The organism is Acaryochloris marina S15 (assembly GCF_018336915.1).
Classification (GTDB): Bacteria; Cyanobacteriota; Cyanobacteriia; order Thermosynechococcales; family Thermosynechococcaceae; genus Acaryochloris; species Acaryochloris marina_A.
This window is the reverse complement of sequence record NZ_CP064923.1, coordinates 1,488,220-1,512,877: the sequence shown is the minus strand read 5'-3', so window position 1 is coordinate 1,512,877 and position 24,658 is coordinate 1,488,220. Positions and strand designations below refer to the sequence as shown.

At 47.1% G+C, this 24,658-nt stretch carries 13 protein-coding genes; 10 read left to right on the top strand and 3 right to left on the bottom strand.

Annotated elements, in window-relative coordinates; all coding sequences use genetic code 11:
- Positions 1-78: 78 nt before the first annotated feature.
- On the bottom strand, positions 79-456 hold the full coding sequence (locus tag I1H34_RS07660) for an AbrB family transcriptional regulator (RefSeq protein ID WP_212665080.1): 378 nt from the start codon (positions 454-456) through the stop codon (positions 79-81).
- Between the two features lie 892 nt (positions 457-1,348).
- Here I1H34_RS07660 and glmU point away from each other — a divergent pair.
- The 8 genes from glmU to I1H34_RS07620 all read left to right on the top strand — a co-directional run bounded on the left by glmU (position 1,349) and on the right by I1H34_RS07620 (position 20,526).
- Positions 1,349-2,710 (top strand): bifunctional UDP-N-acetylglucosamine diphosphorylase/glucosamine-1-phosphate N-acetyltransferase GlmU, encoded by a 1,362-nt coding sequence (gene glmU, locus I1H34_RS07655; RefSeq protein ID WP_212665079.1) that lies wholly within the window; start codon positions 1,349-1,351, stop codon positions 2,708-2,710.
- Positions 2,711-2,831: 121 nt separating this feature from the next.
- Positions 2,832-4,970: a hypothetical protein gene (locus tag I1H34_RS07650; RefSeq protein ID WP_212665078.1), complete on the top strand. Its 2,139-nt coding sequence runs from the start codon at positions 2,832-2,834 to the stop codon at positions 4,968-4,970.
- A 213-nt stretch (positions 4,971-5,183) separates the two neighbouring features.
- Entirely contained in the window at positions 5,184-6,662 is a 1,479-nt protein-coding gene (locus I1H34_RS07645; RefSeq protein ID WP_212665077.1) for a DUF3131 domain-containing protein, read from the top strand.
- 82 nt (positions 6,663-6,744) lie between these two features.
- Positions 6,745-11,415, top strand: a complete 4,671-nt coding sequence (locus I1H34_RS07640) for a DUF3131 domain-containing protein (RefSeq protein ID WP_212665076.1) — start codon at positions 6,745-6,747, stop codon at positions 11,413-11,415.
- 218 nt (positions 11,416-11,633) lie between these two features.
- A complete protein-coding gene (locus tag I1H34_RS07635; protein ID WP_212665075.1) occupies positions 11,634-14,057 on the top strand; it encodes a glycosyltransferase family 2 protein in 2,424 nt (807 codons plus the stop codon).
- A gap of 496 nt (positions 14,058-14,553) precedes the next feature.
- A complete protein-coding gene (locus I1H34_RS07630) occupies positions 14,554-16,236 on the top strand; it encodes an IS1634 family transposase (protein ID WP_212661850.1) in 1,683 nt (560 codons plus the stop codon).
- Between the two features lie 90 nt (positions 16,237-16,326).
- Positions 16,327-17,201 (top strand): IS630 family transposase gene (locus I1H34_RS07625; protein WP_212665074.1). Its coding sequence is split into 2 segments (ribosomal slippage): positions 16,327-16,656 and positions 16,659-17,201, totalling 873 coding nucleotides; the frame shifts between segments, so codons are not numbered across the junction.
- 985 nt (positions 17,202-18,186) lie between these two features.
- Positions 18,187-20,526, top strand: coding sequence for a GumC family protein (locus tag I1H34_RS07620; protein WP_212665073.1), 2,340 nt, complete (start codon positions 18,187-18,189; stop codon positions 20,524-20,526).
- Positions 20,527-20,577: 51 nt separating this feature from the next.
- Here the strand turns inward: I1H34_RS07620 and thrB are convergent, their stop codons facing one another.
- A complete protein-coding gene (thrB, locus tag I1H34_RS07615; protein ID WP_212665072.1) occupies positions 20,578-21,507 on the bottom strand; it encodes a homoserine kinase in 930 nt (309 codons plus the stop codon).
- Between the two features lie 223 nt (positions 21,508-21,730).
- Between thrB and I1H34_RS07610 the strand changes: the two genes are divergently transcribed.
- The gene (locus I1H34_RS07610) at positions 21,731-23,038 is read left to right on the top strand and encodes a M16 family metallopeptidase (protein ID WP_212665071.1); all 1,308 of its coding nucleotides are present in this window, start codon (positions 21,731-21,733) and stop codon (positions 23,036-23,038) included.
- Entirely contained in the window at positions 23,039-24,370 is a 1,332-nt protein-coding gene (locus tag I1H34_RS07605; RefSeq protein WP_212665070.1) for a M16 family metallopeptidase, read from the top strand.
- Here the strand turns inward: I1H34_RS07605 and sipA are convergent.
- The gene (sipA, locus tag I1H34_RS07600; RefSeq protein WP_212665069.1) at positions 24,367-24,594 is read right to left on the bottom strand and encodes a regulatory protein SipA; all 228 of its coding nucleotides are present in this window, start codon (positions 24,592-24,594) and stop codon (positions 24,367-24,369) included. The genes I1H34_RS07605 and sipA overlap by 4 nt on opposite strands.
- Between the last annotated feature and the right edge of the window lie 64 nt (positions 24,595-24,658).

Here is a 24,658-nt window from a genome sequence, read left to right as displayed (position 1 = left end):
TAATAGAAAGTCGATGAGCCGTTGGTCTCCTCATCGTACCTGAGACTATAAGGGCATTTTGGATGCCAGCTCCATGAACTAAGCCACCTTGTTCAAATGAATATGCTTGCGACCAACCGTGATTTCAAATTCATCTCCAGGCTCTAATTCCAAAGCTTTGGTATAAGTACGTCCCACTAAAATATTACCGTTGGACTGCACACTAACCTTATAACTGGCTTTGCGCCCACCTCGACCATCTCCATCAGAGGAATGCCGATCTAAATTCACTCCTTCTGCATCCAACAGAGCATTGAGGAAGGCCATCACTTTAATTCGTTCCGAGCCGTCTGACTCATTAGACGTATATCCACAGGCTTTGGCTTTCTCTTCACGGGTCAAGTCACTCAGTTGTTTGACCTTCGTAATTAACGCCTCACCTGTTATGGGCTTAGTTTGCTTACTTTTCCTAGCCATAAATCAATGAATCTCTCTATAAATATCACCTGAATGTATTAATACTGCCATATTTTTTTGAGTTATGATCAATAAAGAATTAAGAAAATCAGCACAGATTGAAGTTGTTTACTATGTATTTCTGGAAAACAATCAGAATCAAACAACGCCTGAGATTATTAATAATTAGTTCCCAGATTTACGCATTTCCTTTTTCTTGCTCTCGATCCCTAGGTCTTTGAGTTCTACTAGCCCTATATAAACTCAAATTTGTGAAAATCATGGGAATAGTTTAGAAGCCGTTATTTTCTCCCATGTCACAAGTTGTAACCTGCAAGACATAAACGCATCATAGGTAAAAACACATGCCTTCCTCAGTCAATAATATTCCTGTGATCCGATCTTGAGAACTAGCCCTGCTCTCCATCATTACCAATATTTAGATTGAGTATGGAGTGATAAAAATGGTAGGAAATAGGATCCTCAATTTCCTGCTTGTAAGGGATTGGAATGTTAGCTTTTTGGGTTAAAAATATGGTCCTCACAAATCCAGTGGGAGTGCCAGGATATCCCCCCCTTGATTTATGGCGATCATAGATTTTTGATATCAATAGCCCATGTCAGGAGGCAATTGAGAGGGCCATTTTGAGATAAAACTTGAATGCTTCCAATCATCAACACTTCTGAATGTAACCTACCAGAATATGCATCGAGCAATCTGCTATTTCAAACCCTGATTTTCTGAATATTCCCAATTCAAATGAAGTGGACTCACATCAGATACGTTCGATAGGTACGTTCTGATCAACCCACCTTGTCTAAACTGACTTACCATCTTTAGCAACAATCTGTTGTCCTTATTGGCGAAGAAGCACGATATACTCCGTGGGTGTTGACTCCCTAGGACAAGGACATGATCGCGGTAGCAATTTTGGCAGCGGGTAAAGGCACACGCATGAGGTCGAACCTGCCCAAGGTACTACATCAGTTAGGGGGTAAGAGTCTGGTTGAGCGGGTATTAAGCAGCACCCAAAACCTCTCTCCATCTCGCCAGATCGTGATTGTGGGCTATGCTGCCGATCAAGTGCGGACGGAGATGCAAGCCTGGCCCAACTTAGAATTTGTGGAACAAACGGAGCAATTAGGAACCGGCCATGCCGTCCAGCAAGTGCTGCCTGTGATGCAAGGCTTTGAAGGAGACTTGCTTGTTCTCAATGGTGATGTCCCCTTGCTCCGACCCGGGACCTTGCAAAAAATGCTGGCAACCCATCAAGAACATCAGAATGCGGCGACCATTTTGACGGCTCAACTTCCCAATCCCAAGGGTTATGGTCGGGTCTTTTGTGATGCTCAAATGCATTTGCAGGAAATTATTGAAGATCGAGACTGTACGCCTGCTCAGCGTCAAAATCAACGGATCAATGCGGGGGTCTATTGTTTTCGTTGGTCGGCTTTAGCCGAAGTGTTGCCCAATCTCAAAGCCGAAAATGACCAGAAAGAATATTACCTGACCGATGCGGTTAACTACCTAGACCCAGTAATGGTTCTGGATGTCGATGATTATCAAGAAATTCTGGGCATTAACGATCGCAAACAATTAACGACCGCCTACACAATTTTGCAAGATCGGATTAAGGATGATTGGCTAGCCGCAGGGGTAACCATCGTAGACCCAGATAGCATTACCATCGATGAAGCAGTCGAATTGGGGACCGACGTGATTATCGAACCCCAAACCCACCTACGGGGCAATACCAAAATTGATACCGGTAGCCGTATCGGTCCTGGAAGTTTGATCGAGAATAGCCAGATTGGTGCAAATGTTCAGATCCTTTATTCCGTTATCTCAGATAGCCGAGTGGGCAGTAACTCTCGGATAGGGCCATACACGCATCTGCGGGGGAATGTACAAATTGGCGAGAAATGCCGGGTCGGTAATTTTGTCGAAATGAAAAAAACGACGATTGGCGATCGCACCAACGTTGCCCACCTGTCTTATCTAGGGGATGCAACGTTGGGAACCCAGGTCAATATTGGCGCAGGTACGATTACTGCCAACTATGACGGAGTGAACAAACACCTGACTCAGATTGGCGATCGCACTAAAACTGGTGCAAACAGCGTCCTAGTGGCTCCAATTACGCTAGGGAAGGATGTTACCGTTGCAGCGGGTTCCACTATTACTAAGAATGTCGGCGATGATGCCCTGGTCGTAGCTCGTCAACGGCAAAGTGTTTTCCCAGGATGGCGACCTATTTCCTCTAGACAGACGTAAAAATCATGCGTTAGTCCACAATTTACAGGGCACTCTAAACTGGGGCAGATTGATTTTCTCAAAAAATGTCGTTTTTTGACTGAATTTCCCCCATGCTCTGTTCTGTGGTGGATCATCTCTCATGCTCTCCGTGTTGGCAACGCTATGTTTAGGCTGTCAAACTGACCTCAATATTCCAGAGGTTCAGGAGTTATCGATCACTGACCCTCCTGTGATTCAGCAGCCGTTATTGTTTGCAGGCCCCTATGGGTTGAATCCCAGTTTGCATCAGCCTATTGTTCAATCTGGTCGTTCTCCACAAAAGCCAACGAGTCCCCAGCATTCTACCCAGCCTTTTCCGCCATTACCGGCCATTACTCCTACCAGCCAGTCTCAAGCAGGCCCCAAAGGCGGAGCTACGTTTCCTACTGATGTGAATATCCCCACAGGGACGGGGGGAGTTCCACCCTTTGAAGATTCTCAGCCATATTCTCCGGCTCCAGTCCCTCCCAACTCCCCTCTACTCATCATCAGTCCGACTGCCCGGCCCTCAGGCCCTGGTCCTCGGCAAACAGAAGTCCCTAATCTCCCTTCATCACCAGATGATTTTCAGGGAGGGGCTACAACCCCTACCTATCGTCCGGCTGCTCGCCCCTCAGGTCCTACTCCTCGGCAAATTGCCTCACCCCTCCCCTCATCAGATGATTCTCAGGGAGGGACTGTGACGCCTACTGACAAACCTCCTACCTATAGTCCAGCTGCTCGCCCTTCAGGTCCAGCGCCTCGGCCACAAGATATTCCTCCTCGCTCCTCACCAGATGATTTTCAGGGAGGGGCTGCAACACCTACAGATAGAATTCCCGTCTATAGTCCAGCGACTCGCCCTTCAGGTCCAACGAATATCCCAGCGCTCCCCTCCTCCTCCTCCCCCCAAGATTCTGTCGAGGGAGGTGCTGCAACGCCTGTTGATAGAGTTCCTACATCTAGTCCAACGGCCCGTCCTTCCGGTCCCGTTCCTCGGAATCTACCTTCCTCTACTCCACTCAATAATTCTGTTGAAGGAGGCGCTGCAACGCCCGCTGAGCAGACGCCTAATTCTAGCCCTGCTGTCCGTCCATCAGGGCCGCCACCGCTAGCACCACTAAGGTCCCAACCTACTGTGCCAGAGGCCTCTAGGAACAACCCATCCCCTACCTCTATCCCCCGTTTCCGATCGGTTCCCTCCCCCCGTCCGCAGCAAAATATTTCACCTACATCTCAGCCTGTTCTTGTGCAAGATACACCTAAAGTTCCTGCACAAACGACCGCTCAATCTCCTACAGTGCCTGCAGATATACCGATTCAACAGCCTAAAATTACGCCTCAAAATCGGTTGCCAGCTGACTTAACCCCGATTGGAGCCGCTGATGATCCACAGGTATCTTTTATTGTCTTAGAGAATTCAACGACTGACTTCAAGCTTGATTTCGATGAATTTGGCAAAGAAAACTTAAAAATTGAAGAAGTGGTTACGTTCCGAGTTCGGAATGGAGATGTTGTCACGTTTACAACAGGGATGAATACCTATAGCCAGGATGGTCAGGAACCCGTCAAAAATATTCCACTAATTTTAGGGTGGGAGACTGAGGTCGGAGAGGTTTCCATCAATGTGGCAGCGGGTGCCGAAGTATTTAACCGTTTAGCTCCTCAACCTACGTTTAAGGTGGGAGCGAAGACGTCCCTCTTTGGCCAAGTCCTAGTCTCTGGAGAAGTCGAGCATGGCCCCTATAAATTCAACACCACGACTTTAGAAAATGACATTAGCTATTGGCGGATTCGTCCCAGTGTATTTTGGCAAATTGACAGTAAGACTACATTCTTTGGCCTGTTACAAGCTGGATTCTTCAGTGATGGTAACCAAGAAATCCAGTCTTTCAGCCGCTTAGAGCGAAAAATAGGGCCATTTTCTGTCGCAGCTAACGTATTTACCTGGAATTTTGCGGAAGACTTAGAAGCCGAGAGTGGTTATTTTTCCCCCCTAGGCTTTTTACTCTATAACGCTGAAGTGGGTTGGAAAGGGAAAATTTTTGATCCTTTAACCTGTCAATTTGCTGCCTCCATTGGTAACCAAGTAGTAAATGGGGGTAAGAGTACCGGTCGAGGGCTACAAGCAAAATGTACAGCGTCTTTGGCTGAGAATGTAGAGCTTGATTTTGGTTATGTTCTCACCAACATTATTTCGAGTGGGTCTGGAGCCAGTAATAGCCATATCTTTTCTGGGCAATTGAGAATAGATTTTTAGTTTTTTAAGAGTGTTAAACCGATTGTTAAGTTGGGAATTCTAGAGCAGGCAAGTCTCTTTTAACGAAAGAAAGTCCATCTTAATTGATTGTTATTGATATTTTTTTCTAGTTTTCAAAAATCAGGAATACTTTCTCTAGGCGATTGTCCTAGCTATCAATCAATATTGTCTAATTACTGACTATTGCAGTCATTATTCCAAGTGGGAGCAGTCATGAATTCTAATTTCGAAATGCCACCTAAAAAACTTGCTTTTCTCACCTATTTAGGTGGTGTAGTGACAGCTGTCGCTGCGATCGCAGGTTTAGAAATGCTATCGGGTAATCTTTCCCAAAAAAAATCAACTAAAGATTCTGCCCCTACCACCACGGCTACCGCCCCCAGCTCAACTACATCTGCCCCAGACAAAACGAAACCTAAAGCTAAGCATGAAAAGCCTGATTCCCGCTCTATTAAATTTCCAGGCGACCGGGTGAGTCAATCAGAAATTGCAAAGACGACAACGCCCTATGTCCCAGCTCATGTCGGTAAACTCTCCCCTGCTGAGCTAAAGGTCGCCAAGCAAGCCTGGAGCTATTTTGAGACCAATATTAATCCAGAAACAGGCTTGGCTAATTCGGTTGATCAATTTCAATCGGTGACCCTTTGGGATCAAAGTGCGGCAATGGCGGCTCTGGTCAGTGCTAGAGAATTGGACTTGGTTTCGGAAAAAGAATTCAAAGCGACCATGAGCAAGATGCTGACCACCCTTGCCAAGTTGGAATTGTATAAAGGGGAGCTTCCCAATAAGGTCTACAATTCCCAAAATCTAATGCCGGTGAATTATGGTTCCCTAGATAAGCGGGAAGAGATTGGCTGGTCAGCGATTGACCTGGGTCGAATTGCCCTATGGCTAAAAATTATTGCCGCCAAATATCCCGAGTTTGAACCCCAAACCACAGCAGTGTGGAAAGCCTGGGATGTCAAACGGTTGACAAAAGGTGGCCAAATGTATGGCACCAGTATCAAAGATGGTCAAGAGCAATATAACCAAGAAGGACGCTTAGGGTACGAAGATTATGCGGCCTATGGTTTGAAACTCTGGGGGCTTAATGTTGATAAAGCGTTAGATTACAACAACAAATCGGCCTTCGTTGAACTCTATGGCCACAGCATTCCTTTTGATGTGCGCGATCGCGAAAATTCGGAAGCGAATAACTATGTTTTAAGTGAGCCTTTTTTCCTCGATGGCATCGAAACAGGATTCAAAGCGCTCCCTAAAGCTTATGCAGACCGGATGCTCGCCGCCCAAGAAGCCCGCTACAAAGCCACTAAGCAATTAACGGCTATCACTGAAGATAATTTGGATCGAGAACCCTATTTTGTTTACAACACCTTATATGTGAATGGTAAACCCTGGGCAACGATTAGTGATACCGGAGAAAATTATAATCATCTCCGCTTTGTGAGTACCAAAGCTGCGATCGGTTGGCATGTTCTTTACAACACGGATTACACCAAAAAGTTATTTGCTTTTGTGCAAGAAAAAGTTGGTTCGAAAAAAGGTTGGTACAGTGGTTTTTATGAAACCTTAGATGAGCCTAATGCCGTATTGACAGCTAATAACAATGGCATTATCTTAGAGTGCTTATTATTTAAGAAGGTTGGCAAACCTCTAGCTGTTTGGGCTGGTGTTTCTGAGCTAGGTACCTAATAGGATTTAGCCCTATTCACCTGCTCACCAATAACAAGGTTTGTGTTTCTTTTGCATTGTTTGACTGGGGCCATCCTACCTGATGAATCGACGTCGTTCTCTACCGATAGTTAGACTGGTTGCCTGTCTGGCAATTGGCATCTTTTCTCCTCCTTTGTGGCTACCGTTTACCACAGAGAAGGTTGCCCATGCCCAAGAAGCCAATGAGTGTGGGGCGATTACGAATCCTTTAACACCAGAGGAGGAAACTTACGCCCGCACCGCTTGGCAATATTTTGTCAACAACTATCAGGAATCAACGGGATTTACGAATTCATCGGGGGGATATCCCTCCGGTACCTTGTGGGATATGGGCAACTACCTCATGGCCCTCAATGCCGCTCGATGGATGAACATCATCCCCCAAGAAGAATTCGATCAGAAACTCAATAAATTCCTATCTTCACTAGCAGGGTTAACGCTGTTTGAGGATAGCTTGCCGAATAAGGTGTATAACGCTGCCGATGGAGCCATGGTGGATTATGGCAACAACCCCATCGAACGAGGGATTGGCTGGTCAGCACTAGATATTGGGCGTGTTTTGGCTGCGTTTCATGTCCTGCGGACCTGTCACCCTCAGTATGCAGATTGGTTGAAAACCATTATTGATCGTTGGGCGGTGGATCGTTCCGTTCAAGATGGCTATATGTATGGGGCTACAGTCCTTGAAGATGGCCAAACCTTGCCAGTGCAGGAAGGCCGCCTCGGGTATGAGGAATATGCATCAAGGGGATACCAACTTTGGAATTTTCAGGTTCCCAAGGCATTGTCCTTTGAACCCTACAAGATGGTTGAAATCTATGGGGTACAAATTCCTGTAGATACTCGTAATTATCAAGACACCAATGCTAATAACTATGTCGTTAGTGAGTCCTATATCTTAGACGGCATTGAATTTGGTTTCTTGGGCGACCAAATGCGGGACTATGCAGCTCGGGTCTTTGAAGTTCAGAAGCGGCGTTATCAGGCCACAGGTCAATTGACAGCCGTGACTGAAGATAACATTGATGGTCCGCCCTACTTCCTATACAACACAGTCTTTTCTAATGGAGTGGCCTGGGCCACGATCACGGAAAAAAATGAACTCCATCCCGATAAACGCAGTATTAGTACGAAAGCCGCCTTTGGTTGGCGCTATATTTTTCCAGATGATCCCTATGCTCAACAACTCTTTGAAGTAGCCAAGAGCTTAATGAGCCCGGATGGAGGGGGATTTTTCGCGGGCCAATATGAGGAGACTCAACAACCCAATCAGTCTCTGACCGGAAATACCAACGGGTTGATTATGGAAATCCTCTATTACAAGGCGAGAGGGAATCGCCCCCTAATTGGAGGGGATGGCGTTAGTGCTTCAACTGGAGCCCCTGAATCAACCGTTGTTATGGAAGGTTTTCCTGCGCCTGAAACGGCTCAAGTCCCCGCCGCCCCAGCACCCGCCCCAGCGCCAACGCCCGCTCCAGCACCTGCCCCCGCCCCATCTCCTACACCTGCGGCGGCCCCTGCCCCTGCCCCTGCTCCAATTTCTGCACCACCCCCACCCCCCACCGATAATTCCTGCGGCGGTATTACCAACCCTTTAACACCAGAAGAAGAAACCTACGCCCGCACTGCTTGGCAATATTTTGTCAATAACTATCAAGAAGCCACTGGGTTTACCAATTCATCGGGAGGATATCCTTCTGGTACCTTGTGGGACATGGGTAACTACCTGATGGCCCTCAATGCGGCCCGGTGGATGAACCTAATCCCGCAAGATGAATTGGATCAAAAATTGAATAAGTTTTTATCCAGCCTTGCAGAACTCACCCTATTTGAAGATAGCCTGCCGAATAAGGTCTATAACGCTGCCAATGGCGACATGGTGGACTATGGTAACAACCCTATTGAACGGGGAATTGGTTGGTCGGCTCTCGATATTGGTCGAGTGCTGGCGGCTTTCCATGTCCTCCGAACCTGCCACCCCCAATATGCTGAATGGTTGCAGGCTATTGTTGATCGCTGGGCGATTGAACGTTCCATTGAAGATGGCAATATGTATGGGGCTACAGTCCTTGAAGATGGCCAAACTCTACCCGTACAAGAAGGCCGCCTAGGCTATGAAGAATATGCAGCCCGAGGGTATGAATTATGGGGGTTCTCCGTTCCGAAAGCCCTATCCTTTGAACCCTTTCAAATGGTTGAAATCTATGGGGTGCAGATCCCGGTAGATACTCGGGCATACCAGGAAACCAATGCCAATAACTATGTGGTCAGTGAATCTTATATTCTGGATGGCATTGAATTTGGTTTTCTCGGTGACCAGATGCGAGACTATGCAGCTCGGGTCCTAGAAGTCCAAAAACGTCGCTATCAGGCAACGGGGCAGTTAACGGCTGTGACGGAAGACAATATTGACGGCCCGCCCTACTTCCTCTACAACACGGTTTTTTCCAATGGCGAGGCTTGGGCCACGATTACAGAAAAAAATGAACTTCATCCTGACAAGCGCAGTATTAGTACCAAGGCTGCCTTTGGTTGGCGGTATATCTTTCCCGACGAACCTTATGCGGATCAATTATTTGAAGTGGCGAAGGGCTTGATGAGTCCAGATGGGGGTGGATTTTTTGCCGGATTGTATGAGGAAACTAATGAGCCCAATCGAGCCCTGACGGGTAACACGAATGGGCTGATCATGGAGATCCTCTATTACAAAGCCAGAGGATATCGACCGCTGATTGGGGGAAATGGTGTTAATGCCTCTACTGGAAATCCCCAAAACACGATAGTTGCGGAAGGTTACCCCGCTCCAGATAATGTAGCTGCGGCTCCAGCACCCGCCCCGGCTCCAGCACCCGCTCCGGCACCTGCTCCAGCACCCGCTCCAGCTCCAGCCCCGGCACCTGCTCCAGCTCCAGCCCCGGCACCTGCTCCAGCTCCAGCCCCGGCACCCGCTCCAGCTCCAGCCCCGGCACCCGCTCCAGCTCCAGCCCCGGCACCCGCTCCAGCTCCAGCCCCGGCACCCGCTCCAGCCCCAGCTCCAGCACCCGCTCCGGCTCCAACGCCTGGCCCAAGTGCAGCGCCGCCTCCTAGCCCTGTTGTTGCTCAATCTCCCACTCAGCAAACGGTATCTCAACCTAGCGCTGTTGATCCGAACCTAGTTGTTTGCTGCCAATTTATTGAAGGTGATGGCGCAAGTCCTAAATTTCCACCGGGTCAAACTACGACATCTTTGCCTACCTCTGCGCCTGCAACAGCTCCAGCTCCTGTGGTTGCATCAGCACCGGCTCCACCCGAATCAATTGGCAAGATAGAACAGCCTGAACAGCTGAAGCAGCCTGTTCAGTTGGCTGTGGCTCCAATTCTGTCAGGTGGTAAACCCAAAAATTCTTCTGTCTGCGAAGATTTAACTCGCCGACCTCACTTGGCTGAGAAACGATATGCCAAAGCAGCCTGGAAATATTTTGAGGCCAATTATGATTCCAGTACGGGATTAGTTAGCGATCGCAGCGACATGAAAGTCGCAACCCTTTGGGGGATGGGAGATTATATCGCCGCACTCCAGGCTGCTGAATCGCTGGATGTGATTACCATCGAGGAATTTGATCAGCGGGTTCGGTTATTTTTAGGTGCAATAAAACGGCTGCCGTTACATGGTGGCGAATTGCCCCATCGTAACTATGATATCCGTACCCTAGAATCGGTTGATTATGGGATGAATCCGTCCCCAGAAGGAATTGGCTGGTCAGGTTTAGACGTGGGTCGTTTCTTGTTAGCGCTGCACAACCTCAAGGGGTGTCATAAGGGATATACCGAAATTATTGATGAGATTGTGTTGGACTGGTCGTTCCTGCGGGTCGTTCGAGATGGCCGCATTCATAGTGCTTTTGTAGAAGCAGACAGCAATGGCCGTCGCTTAATCCGAGTGAAACCCGATTCACGGTTGGGCTACGAAGAATATGCAGCCCGAGGATTTCAGCTTTGGGGCTTTGATGTGACGGAAGCGGCTGTAGGCGGGGATTATAAAACCGCAGAGTTAGAAGGGTTCCAAATTCCGATTGAGCGAGATCGTCCTCGGAAGAAGCCCGATACCGATCAACAGATCGTTAGCAATCCATTTATGGTTTATGGCTTAGAGCTAGGTCTAGATCCACAAATGCGGCGATTAGTTCTACCGATGTTGCAAGCTCAACAAGAACGGTATAACCGGGAAGGGGTACTGACTGCAGCTGGAACAACCCTGTCGACTAAGGCCCCTTACGTCATTCATAGCAGTCTGATGGATAAAGATAAAAAAGCTTGGGCGGCTTCAAGTGCGAACAAAGCACTAGAGTCTGAGCAACGGGTCATCAGCAGTGCTGCAGCCTTTGCCTATCACGCAATTTTTCCCGACAATGACTACGCTCAAGAGCTGTATCAGTCAGCATTAGACCTGTATAACCCCGTATTGGGTTTTTACGAAGGGGTAAACGAGCAATCGGGCCAGTCTAATCCTGGTTTTAGTGGCTCCACCAATAGTATTGTCCTGCAGTCAATCTTGTATCGTTTGCGCGATCGCCAACCGTTACTCGTCGCCGATATCTCCCGTAGCTCCCCCTGGTGGAAAGCCGTTGCCAACGAAGAAATTGGTACGGGCTTACCCCCTACCCCCAAACCTAAATTGCAGCTTATTACTGATTCGACCGGGACCTATTGGGGAGCCCCAAACAGCGCTCTGTCCAAAAACAATAACAAATAACTTTTCTGATAAATGGATACTCTCCCTATAGCAATAGATGGCCTCAAGCCGACTTCACAGCGATCTCAAAATGAATGTTTTGCGAGATGTTGTGAGAATGAGCAGCTAGGTGTCAATACTCAACTTAACCGCAACGCTACTGTGGTGATTCTCAAAAATATTGTTCATAGAACTCAACATCATCACTCTTTAGTCAAGCAGTAAGGATACACAGTCTCATGACTAATGCCGTCCCCATTATTGAAAATACCCCTGCCTTTTCTGGCAATATTCGCATCAGACTCAAGGATAGAACCCTACTCTTTCGGTTTCTGGTGATCATAAACCTCATTTTTGGGGGCTGGTATTTACAGTGGCGAATCCTGAATTCGGTCAACTTCAATGCCCTATGGATAGCCATTCCACTATTACTCGCTGAAATATATAGCTATATTGGCGGCGTCATGTTTTTTATTGGTCTGTGGCGACCCATTATCCGAGATGCCAAACCCCTCAGACAAATGCGCCCCGCTTTGCCAGAGGCTAAATGGCCGAGAGTAGATGTATTTATTACCTGCTATAACGAACCGGTTGAGATGGTTCGGGAAACGGCTAAAGCGGCCTTGAGCATGGACTATCCTGCAACAAAGCTGAAGGTCTATGTACTGGATGACGGCAACTCCCCTCAAATGCGGCAAATGTCGGAGCAATTATGTATTGGGGATTTGCAAACACCACAACTTCGTGCGGCAGCGGATGAGATCAACTCGCAACGTCTACACCTCAAAGCGCAGCTGCAGCATCTCCAGAGTCTCGTCTCAGAAATTGCTGCCGGAGAGGAGCAATTAAAGTCTCATACCTTAACCCTAGAAACCAAACGGGAAAACGCCCAGGCGGCCCTGGACTGGTTTGGGCAGCTTCAGCAGCCTCACATTCCCATGAAACCTTGGTTAGAGCTGCAAACGGTATTGGGTGAGGGTGTGGATAATGTCTTGAAATATGCCCATAAGGATCTGCCCCACACCACGCCGATTGACTTGGAGCTCAACATTTCCAGTAATGTTTTAGTACTGCAAATTTGGGACCGAGGTCCAGGTCTAGACAACCCTGACAAAATTTTCAAATCTCTGGAAGATGTGGATCTGATGGATGAAGGGGGGAGAGGCTTTGGCATCATGAGCCAATTCACTGACTTTGTCAGCTATAACCCCACTCCCGATAAACGTCAGTGTTTAATTGCCATCAAGTTCTTTGCGCCAGAAGCAACTGGCGTTCAAGATCAAAATCAGCAGTTAGTGGGTTATCTCCATAGCCTCCAACAGAGTACCCGTCTGCTCAATCATCAATATGGCTCAGTGGCTGACTATCTAAAAGCAGAAGTCAAGGTCTTACAGCGCACCATTGAGCAAAAAGAACAGGAATTAGTTGACCTAGCGCGCAGCCGATATATTGCCCGTCCTAAGCCTAAAGGGAAACCCCATCATGCTAAAGCAGGCAATATTAACTATGCCTTGTTTTCTGGAGAAACAACCGGCGATCTGATCTTGACCCTAGATGCCGACCATATTCCTAAACCTCATTTTCTTCAGCGAGCACTGCCCTATTTCTTTGATTACAGTATGCAAGAGGGGGCATACAAAGACAGCGATATTGCCTTTGTCCAAACCCCACAAGACTTCTATAATCTTCCTCCCGGTGACCCTTTCGGTCATCAAGCTCGATTGTTCTATGGTCCAATTCAACAGGGCAAGGATGGCATGAGTTCAGCCTTTTACACGGGCACAAATGCTGTTTTACGTCGCGAAGCATTGGTTACCACCGGGCTACAAAATTTCGCGGATGAATATATCGCCGATCAAAAACGCCTAGAGGAGTTTGAGTTGGTGGGGGGTGTCTCCAGTGCCAGTATTACGGAAGACATGAATACAGCCATGCGACTCCATGCTGCAGGATGGAAGTCAGTGTATCACCATGAAGTATTAGCGGTTGGCTTAGCACCAGATGACCTGAGCTCTACCCTAAAACAGCGACTTCGATGGGCACAGGGCACTGTTCAGGTCCTGTTGCAAGAAAATCCCCTGGCAAAAAAAGGTCTTACCGTTTGGCAGCAGCTGCAATATTTCCAGACCATGTATAGTTACTTCTCTGGATTTTTTACCCTGATCTTCATTGCTTGTCCGCTGATTTACTTTTTTACTGAAGCAATACCCGTACAGACCTATGGCTTGGCGTTTGCCATCCATTTTGTACCTGCCTTCATTCTCAATCGGATTACCTTTATGGCCGCCGCTTGGGGCATTAAGAAGAATGAGTTATGGCGAGCAGAACAATTTGCCATCGCCCTCTTTCCACTCTTTATTAAGGCAGTTTGGAGTGTATTCACAGGGAGACCTGTTAAGTTTCAAGTTACTCCTAAACAACGTCAATCTGGCATGTATGTTGGCCTGGTGATACCTCAGATCACGGTTGTTGTTCTGACTGTATTAGGACTTTCCGTGAGTCTAATTCGATATGCAATGGGTGATTTAGATAACCCTGGCCTTCATCTTCTTAACTCTGCTTGGGCCATTTATAATGTTTCTCTGATTTGGGCTTTGATCAAAGCTGCTATCTGGCAACCCCCCACAGCAAAATCAGCATCTGCTGAGCTAGTTAATACCTGAAGGTAAATCAAGTATATGTTGCTGCTCGATCGCCTTTTTCTTAGGACTTCATGCTAGCTTGGCGAATGCTGTGAGCTGATGAATTGTTTTATGATCAATGGCAAGTGTCTTGCTGCAGAATTACTAGCCCTTGTCCATATTGAGACCCATAGTTTTCAGGGGGGCTACTTAAGTACCTAAACCATACCTCCTAAAGGCTTATAGGCATCTCATAAAACTCTTGCTTTCAAGCTGGACGAGGTTTATGTCCTGCTTGCCCACTTTATAGCAATAATACTCTCAAGACTTTATCTGTCCTATTTTAGTTGATGAATATAGGTGAATTAAACCTATATGCCAGAGCCATATTTACATTCTTATATATAGTTTTAATTGCTGTTTACAGTAGTTGGAATAGCACAAGAAAAGTTTTTCAGATAGATTACAATAGTAACCGACATTCAGCAGGTACTAACCATCAAGGGATAATTTTGAGGTTGTCTCTCAACGCAAGTCCATGTATTCACCTCAAGAGATAGACGTTCAGGATATTGACCATCTCGGTATTATTGCCGGTATCGTCGATGAGATCGGCATTGTCGAAATAGTGGATCGATTATTAGGTACTCACGAGCAAGAGAATGTTAGTTGTGGTCAAGTTGTCAAAGCCCTGATTCTAAATGGTATGGGCTTTTTGAGTGCTCCATTGTACTTATTTAGTGAGTTTTTCGAAAGCAAAGCAACCGAGCACTTACTCGGTCAAGGTGTACTGCCAGAGCACCTCAACGATACCCGTATCGGTCGAGTCCTCGACAAGCTCTATGCCTATGGTGTGACCCAGATATTTATCCATGTGGCAATGGCAGTCGTTCAGAAATTCGATGTAGCTCTAAGGTGTGCGCATCTAGATGCGACAAGCCTTAGTGTTGAGGGGCAATACTTAGATAAACCACAGGTTGAGGCGTCAGACGAATCCCCCTCTGCACCTGAGTCCCCCTCCCCTGCACTGGCTGAATCAGAGGAGCCGATACCCGTGAAAATCACCTACGGCTACTCACGGGACAATCGTCGTGATCTCAAGCAGTTTGTATTGAACCTACTGGTGAGTGGGGACGGGGGTATTCCTTTATTTTTACAAGTGGGCAACGGTAATGATGCGGACAAAAGTACGTTTGTGCCTATCATCCATGAATTTAAGCAACAGTGGAGTCAGCAACAGCCAGAGGTGATTGTTGCTGATAGTGCCCTCTACAGTGCCGACAATCTGCAAGCATTAGGAAGTACATCTTGGATTAGCCGAGTTCCAGCAAGTTCAACGGCAGCCCAAGACTTATTACAAGGGCTGCCGGGTTCACAGTTTCACCCCAGTGCTCTCAACGGCTATAGCTTTGTCGAAGTATGTAGTACCTATGGAGAGATTCAACAACGGTGGCTGGTGGTTGAAAGTAAAGCTCGCAGAGACTCTGGACTCAAACAAGTGCAAAAGCGGATTGATCAGGCGTTTAGCCAAAAAACTACTGCACTTAAAACCCTCTGCAAACAGACCTTCTTGTGCCCTGCAGATGCTTTAGCTGCAGCCCAAGATTTTGGCAAAATCCTCAGGTATCACACCCTTGACGATCTCAAAATCCACAAAAAACCTCATTATTCAAAGGCTGGACGACCGACAAAAGCAACGGTTGTGACTCACTACACCTATTCTATTGAGGCTACCTTAACCCTCAATGAGCCAGTCATCGAACGCTATCGGCGGCAAGCAGGTCGTTTCATCTTAGCCACCAATCTCTTGGAACAAGAGCAATGGAGCAATGATGATATTCTGCGCGAGTATAAGAACCAGCAGGCGTGTGAAGGAGGCTTTCGCTTTATCAAAGATCCACTCTTCTTTGCCTCTAGTGTTTTCCTGAAGACACCTCGGCGTATCGCTGCCTTAGCCATGATCATGGCCTTGTGTTTGATGGTCTACAGCTTAGGACAACGACAGTTAAGAAATGCACTAGAACAAGTACAAACAACTCTCCCTAATCAGAAGGGGAAACAAACTATGAAACCTACGTTACGTTGGATTCTCCAATGCTTTCAGGCCGTCCATTTAGTTTGGCTTGATGGTGCCAAGCATCTCATCAAGCTCAACAGCAGGCAGCAACTTATCTTGCCGTTCCTTGGGAAGGGCTGTAAAAAATATTATCTGCTCTGCTAGCTAGCCTGCTGAATGTAGGTAGTAAGATATAGCAAGCGCCATTTTATTCAGGACATAATAAACTAGAGATACTGTTATGTCTTTCAATGGATGCCTAAAATCTACAGCTACGATTTACGTTGCAAAGTGATCGATGCTATTGAACTTGATGGCATGCCTCCCTCAGAAGCGAGTGACACCTTTCATATCAGTCGTAACACCATTAATCTATGGCAACGTCTCAAAGCAGAAACAGGTGATCTTCATCCCATCCCTAGACAACACCTTGGCCATAGCCACAAAATCACAGACTGGGATAAGTTTCGAGCTTTTGCTCAAGAACATCGCTATAAAACCCAAGCTCAGATGGCCGAGTTGTGGGAGGGGCAAATCAGTGAGCGTACTATTTCAAGAGCGCTGAAGAATATTGGATTTACTCGAAAAAAAAGACCTATGGCTACCGCCAACGTGATGAGCACAAACGGGCTGAGTTCGTCCAAAAGTTAACAACAGTAGACCCAGACGATATCGTCTATGCTGACGAGTCAGGGATGGACAATCGAGATGAGTATGACTATGGCTATGGTCCCAAAGGTGAGCGGGTCTATGCTTTAAAGTCTGGTAGCAGAAGTGGACGAGTCAATATGATTGCAGCTTTGAGAGGAAAGCAGCTCATGGCCCCGTTCACGATTGAAGGGGCTTGCAATCGCACCGTATTTGAAATTTGGCTTGAGACTTGTTTGATACCGATGCTCAAACCGGGGCAGAAGTTAGTCATTGATAATGCCACCTTCCATAAGGGAGGGCGAATTGAGCAACTGGTAGAAGCCGCAGGATGTGAAGTGTGGTACTTGCCACCCTATTCTCCTGATTTGAATAAGATTGAACGGTCGTGGGCTTGGATTAAAAGTCGAATTAGACACCAATTAGAGCACTTCGGTTCACTTAGAGAAGCAATGGAACATATGTTGTACCTAGCGTCCTAATTAGAGTGGCGACTGCTATACCAGGAAATCTTTGATGATTTTTTGAGGTTTTTGTGCGTATTTAAACTTTAATTGATCAAAAAAATATAAATTTCAGGCATTTATCTATATAGGAATATATTGAAATTGTATTTACAAAGACAAGGCACCTGAAATTTATATACATACACCGACAATCCCGAACAAATAAAATCACATATGTATCAAAGGATAAATCTAATAAATTTAAGTGTTAGAGGGTACTACAAAACAAAAACGTTTTTATTTATCAGAATATTTATTTATTGAATACGAAAAATAATTGCGTTTCTTCTTTTTAGAGGCAGAAAAAGTATAGCAATTCAAACTAAACTTACATTTGATTCATACTAAATCAGACTTTATCTTACCGTCCTGCTAAGGCTAAGGGCCTACAATAGAATTACATTCATAATTATTACTTTTGTATCAATTAATACTACTGAGATAGCTATGAGTTTGTTACTCCTAAGAAAATGCGACAAAAAGTAGTCGAATTTTAGGCTATGGATTTAGGATTAGCTCCCATTCTGAAAACAAGGAAGATATTATTAGTATATAAAGCATTTTTACGCTTAATCCAAAGCTAGAAACGTTATAGAGTCTCGTGTAGCTTCTAATACTAAATTTTATCAAAATCATAAGAAAACCAAATTAATGGTCATCCAGTTGATTCAAGTCACATTCAGTCTTCCCCTTACCTCATATGCTTCTTAAAGGCTTGTTCTTGAGCGCCCATTGCTATCAAACAATGTGATCACATTTCCTTAGAACGGCCTAGCCGCCTTGTGTATTCAAGTTCATGTGATCTGAGTCAATTGCAACCCCCCACAAACAGGTTATTCTAAAGATATATGAAATTTTACTAAGCCCTCATTCCTTGGTATCTGCAGTCTGACTTGAAACTCAGGCGATGTAAAAAGTTTGGCATTAGTTTAAGTTCTTTACTTACCCCCCCTAAAAGGCGATGAAACCTAGCCCTAACTCAAAAATGACGAGACTACAGCGACTGGAGACCGTTAAGGAAACTCCTACTCCAGCGCTAACTCTTCTTCCTCAATCTTTTCAAGCAGGTGTAGAAGAAGAAGGAGGTCTGAATCTTGGCCAGCTTTTTGGGGCTATTCGTCGGCGCTTCCCCGTGGTCGTTTTAGTGACCGCTGCTGTTGCCGTTTCAACTTTATATTGGAGCCGGACGCGACCATCTTCTTACCAAGGTCAATTTCGCATCCTGATTGAGCCTGTCACGGCTGAAAGTGAGGTTGTGTCTTCACTTAGCGGCAACAATACCTCAGTTCAGGATCAAGGCTTAGGAAACTCTCAGGCTTCCCAAACGGTTCTGGATTATCCTACACAGATCCAAATCCTTCTGAGTCCTCAAATTCTCCAGCCCATTGCGGACAAATTGAGCCCTCAGTATCCCAACTTGTCTTACAAAAAGTTGGCAAAAAATTTAACCATTGAGCGAGTTGCTGAGAACAAAGCTCCAACCAAAATCTTGTCAGTTAGCCTTGATGCTGCCGATCCTGAGTCTGCGAAAGTTATTGCCGCTGAAGTGGCTCAGCAATATACAGACTACAGTGTCAGTGAACGACAAACAAATTTGGGCAGAGCGATTCAGTTTGTTGATCGAGAACTCCCTAAAGCTGAGGGCCAAGTCCGTCAGTTTGAGCAACTTTTGCAGCGGTTCCGTGAACAATATCAGCTCCTCGACCCTGCGACCTTCGGTGGGCAGGTTTCCTCTCAAGCTGGTGCCATTCAAGGCCAATTAGCTGAAAACCAAATTCAGCTCATGGAGACTCGGCAGCTGTATACAACATTGCAACAGCAACTGAAACTGACTCCATCAGGTGCTGAAGCTGCAACTGTTCTGACCGAATCGCCCAGCTATCAGAAATTGCGGACGCAATTGCAAGAAATTGAGTCTCAACTCGCCATTCGGTCGGCGGAACTCACCAGTAATCACCCTGAAGTCGTAGATTTACGAGAACAGCGTAATAAGCTGTTGCCTTTAATCAACCAGGCGGCCCGCAATAGCCTAGGCCGAAATTTGTCCAGTACGATTCCTGATACGGCAGCACTCCCTTATCAAAACTCCCTCCGGAAGGGGATGAGTCAGCAATTTGTTGATGCTTCGGTACAGCTGCAAGTTTTAGAAGCAAAACGACAGGGGATTCTGAGAGCCCAAACGTCTCTTCAACAGAAAATGGGGCAACTGCCTGCCATTACCCGCCAATACGAAAATCTGCAGCGGAAACTGCAGATTGCCAATGATACGTATCGCAAATTTCTGGAGAAGCGAGAAGAACTCTTAATTAATGCTGCGAGAAATGAGGTGCCCTGGGAGTTATTAGGGGAGCCTAATGTAGCAACTATTACCGATGCTAATCTACCGCGTGACTTGGCTTTAGGCACTATGCTGGGGCTCTTACTCGGTGTTGGCATTGCAATTCTTCTTGACAGAACCAATGATGCCATACACTCCTTGCAGGATCTTCGAGCTGAATTAAAGCGTCCTATCCTAGGTATCATCCCTCAGCAAAAGCAGCTAGAAGAAACTCCCTTTCTGTCTTCGGAAGGTGACTTCCTTAAGAGTGAAATGGGACTCGCTCTGCTTGAGCAAAAGGAACAGCCTTCATTGCTGAATAACGAGCAATTCTCTTTGGCTAGTTTGAGTAACTTTGCCAATAACAAGAAAGCCTCAGAGTACTCCTATTCACCGTTCTTGGAGGCCTTCCGCTCCCTTTACTCTCAATTGCACCTCCTTAATCCTGACTTACCGATTTCTTCTCTGGTTATTTCATCCTGCTCACCCCAGGAAGGGAAATCGACTACCTCGATGCACCTTGCTCAGGCGGCAGCAGCCATGGGAAGAAGAGTCTTGTTGGTCGATGCTGATTTGCGGGCTCCCAGTCTTAGCCGCGTTCTCAATTTACCCAACAGCCCTGGATTGAGTGATCTGATGGCAACGGAAGGCAATCTTCAGTCCACGATTCATCCACTACCGGGTACAGAGAACCTCTTTGTCCTGACGGCAGGGATGTTGCCGTCCGATCCGACTCGCATCTTGGCATCTCAAAAGATGCAGAAGCTGATGGGCGTGTTTGCTGAACAGTTTGATTTAATCATTTACGACTGCCCACCCTTAAACCTCGCGGATCCAACGATTATTGCGCCTCAAACAGATGGCTTAATGGTGGTTGCACATCTAGGGAGTGTTCCCAGAAGCCTCCTGAAGGAAAGTCTCCGCATGCTAGAAATTGCTCAAATTCCTATCTTGGGCGTTGTTGCCAACGGGATTAAGAACTAAGGGTTACCTAGCTTTCAATTCTGTTTGAGGATAGAGGCTGAGGGAAACTACTTAGGTGGATTGAGCGATAGCGCCTTGTCTATCTAGACTTAGAACCTGAGTTTTTACTGAAAGGTTGGCTGTTTGCCACTGGTTGCGGATGGCAGATGCGATCGCATCTGCCGTTTCGCTATCACCCAGTGCCAAAAGGGTCGGACCAGCCCCACTGATGACCAGGCCGTAGGCCCCAGCATCTAGGGCAGCCTTATAAGCCTCTGCAAATCCAGGAATTAGCTTCAGCCGATAGGGTTGGTGCAATTTATCATCAAGGGCCGTTTTGAGGAGGGTTGGATCGGCTTGCTCTAACCCTTTCATCAAAAAGCCGAGATGAGCCATATTAAAAATCGCATCACCATACCCACAGGTCTCGGGTAGAGCATTGCGAGCCAGATCGGTCTTTAGTTCAAAGTCCGGTATGGCGACAATGGGAACCACCTCGGGGGACCAATCTATCGGGCAGACTTGCCATTTGTCATCCAAGTCTTTGGCGGCGAGACAGCAACCTCCCACCAGGGCAGGTACGACATTATCTGGGTGGCCTTCTAGGTCAATGGCTAGCTGCAGTAATTCTGATTGGCCTAAAGGTTGGTGGGCCAGTTCATTGGCTCCTATCAGACCCGCAATAATGGCTGTGGCGGAGCTGCCTAATCCTCTCGCTTGGGGAATATCTAAATGGATATCAATTTCGATGGCGGGTGGTGTTTGACCTAGATGCTGATACGTGGCCGCAAATGCTCGATAGACCAGGTTTTGGGCATCTGTCGGGAGTTGATCAGCACCAGTTCCTGTAGCCCGGATGATGGGCGATTCAGAATGATCTGGAAGACGGGTAAATTGAAAACGATTGTAGAGAGAGAGGGCTGCCCCTAAACAGTCGAAGCCTGGACCAATATTGGCTGTAGTCGCAGGGACCTGGAGGGTTAGTGTTTGTATATTCGACATGGGGAGGGAGCGCCGAGAAGGTGAAAGATAGAGAGGGGCTGGAGAACGGGACTTCCTGCCGTCTTGTAGACTGATATATAGTAACTTCTCACAGAATCGTTCTAGATCAGAGAAATAGAGTTTAGTTTTTTCTTCCAGTTCGGTCTCCCTTTTATAGTCTTGTTAATCAATGCAAAACTTTAGAAGATCCATTCCCTTGTCCCTCATGTCTTAACCATCGTTGATGTGGTTTAATCACAATCCTGCTAAGCGTTGGCAGCCTGTCCAGACCAGAGGGGCAGCCCATCCCGTCAATCAAACTTGTTTAGAGAATGGATTAACGGTTCTGCATCAATACCTACCGTTCACGCCAGTCGTGACCGTTGATATTTGGGTCAATGCAGGGGTCACCAGGGAGCCTGAGGCAGTACCTGGATTGGCTCATGTTTTAGAGCATATGATTTTCAAGGGTACTGAAACCGTCTCACCCCAAGAATTTGATCGGCTGCTGGAGTGCCAGGGTGGAATAGTCAATGCGGCCACGGGCTATGATTATGCTCATTTCTACATGGTGACCTTAGCAGATCAGCTTGAACCTTGCTTTGCACAGCTGGCTGAACTTTTAATCCATGCAGCGGTTCCTGAAGCTGAATTTAAGCAGGAACAAGAAATCATCCGTACAGAAATTGATCAAGCCTATGACAATCCCGACTGGGTAGTCTATCAATCGGTGCGTCAACTCGTCTTTCCCAACCATCCCTATGGGCGTCCAGTGCTGGGTTTGGCAGAATTGCCCCCGTTTCTCTCTGCGGCCCATGTACGGGACTTTCACCATCAGCTTTATCAGCCCGAGAATATGACGATCGTCTTGGTGGGCGATCTGACCCATGAACAAGCCATAGACCTGGTACATCGGCATTGTGATTGGCCCCATACCCCTGCTTCTAGAGACCTGCTGTCATCCCCCAGCCCTCTGAACCCTGTGGACCAACGCCGTTACCATGCCATGGAAACCCCAGGGATCGACCAAGCCCGGTTGACCATAGCCTGGTTAGGACCGGGTGTAACCGAGAAAGAACAGGGGTATGGATTTGACCTATTGTCGGTGATATTAACTGGAGGACGCACATCTCGGTTGGTCTCAGATTTATTAGAACAACGAGGCTGGATTTATGATGTCCACAGTGAATTTTTTCTGCAGCGAGAAGGGGGATGTTTCACAATCTCTGTTTGGCTAGATCCGAAGTATCTAGAGGTGGTAGAAACGGTCATTCGTGAGCATATGTATCAGTTGGGGGAAATCCCCATTCCAGAGGTCGAGCTGCATCGATGTCAGCAATTGGTGGTCAACGACTTTATCTTTGGGACAGAAATGGTCAATCAGTTGGCCGGATTATATGGGTATTACAGTATATTGGGCGAATTGGAACAAGCCTTTACCTATCCACGGCTGATTCAGGCCATTGACCCCAAAACCTTGCAAACGCTTGCCCAAAAATACCTTTCCCCTAGCCACTACGCGATTACTACGTTGCAACCCTGCTCTTATTGAATGCTGCCTCTTCCCTCTCCCATTACTTCAGTTCCCGTCACTTCAGGGTTACTCTGCCAGAAGTTTGCGTTAGCCAATGGGCTGGTGGTGCTGATCACAGAGAACCCCATTGCTGATATTGTTTCGGCTCGCATTTTTGTCGGGGCAGGCAATACTCGTGAACCCTTGGGGCAGGCTGGAGTAGCCTATTTGATGGCGGCCACCCTCACCAAAGGGACGCACCGATTGTCCTCGGCTGAAATTGCCGAACAGGTGGAATCGGTCGGGGCCAGTTTAGGGGTAGAACGAGCGCCTGACTACTTCTTGCTCAGCCTGAAAACCGTGTCTGAGGATTTCTTAGATATCCTGTCCCTGGCGGCTGAGTTACTTCAATATCCGTCTTTCCCAGCATCTGAAGTAGAGTTGGAAAAGAAGCTGGCTCTACAGTCCATTCGTGCTCAGCAAGAGCAGCCCTTCACCTTAGCCCTGAAGGGACTCAGACACTCCCTTTTTCCCCCAGGCCATCCCTATATTCAAACAGGGCCAGGAGACCCTGACCAGATTGCTCAGCTTCAACCTGCAGATCTGCACCAGTATCATCAGACCTATTTCCGGCCTGACAATATGGTGATTAGTCTCTCAGGTAATCTGAAGGCTTTTGAGGCAGTGCAATATTGCCAGCAAGTATTTGGAGATTGGCCAGTCCCTGAGCAGCCATTGCTTCCGCCGGATGGGTTACAGCCAGTGGAAGCAATGGCTGCCTCGATGGGATCTAGCTCAAATATTTCCATAACGACGCAACCGAGCCAGCAGAGTATTGTCATGTTGGGGCATCTCGCCCCTTCAGTGCAGGAGCCAGACTATGCTGCTCTGAAGCTGCTGTATACCTATCTTTGTAGCGGTCTGTCTAGTCGTTTGTTTGTGGAGCTGCGAGAAAAGCAGGGACTCGCCTATGAAGTTTCGGGATTCTATCCCACTCGATTAGGGCCATCGCATTTTGTCGTGTATTTGGGGACGGCTGCGGATAATACTGCGATCGCACTGGCGAAACTCCAAGCTGAAATTGATCGCCTCAGCCAACAGCCCCTGGCAACCGAAGAGCTAGAAACAGCCAAGAGTAAGCTCCTAGGACAATATGTCTTGGGCAAACAAAGTAATGCTCAATTGGCTCATCTGATGGGCTGGTACGAAGCCTTGGGATTAGGTATTCACTATGATCAGAATTTCCCCAAACAGATTGCCAGTTTAGATGTTGAAGCCGTCTATCAGGCTGCTTGTCAGCACCTACAGCAATCCCATATTTCCTTGGTTGGGTCGGACACTGCTGTGCAACCGTGGCTAGCTCCCTCCTAATCGGCGGAGTCTACTTTTTCTAAATATTGACTACTGAGTAAATAAGCCCCATTCTCCATGCGCACACTCCAGTAATCACCTGGTTCTCGACTGAGGACTGTACCTTCTTCACCCACATGGATCACATCTGGAGGCCGTAACATCGGCATCGGCTCAGCGGTTTTGACATAGGGTGGGAGGGAGACAATGCGAATGCGATCGCCAATATCAATAGATTCAGACATAGTTAAGGACAATTTCTTGAGTATGAATGGTCAACCGAGATAGAAAATTGACCCTTAGGTTAAG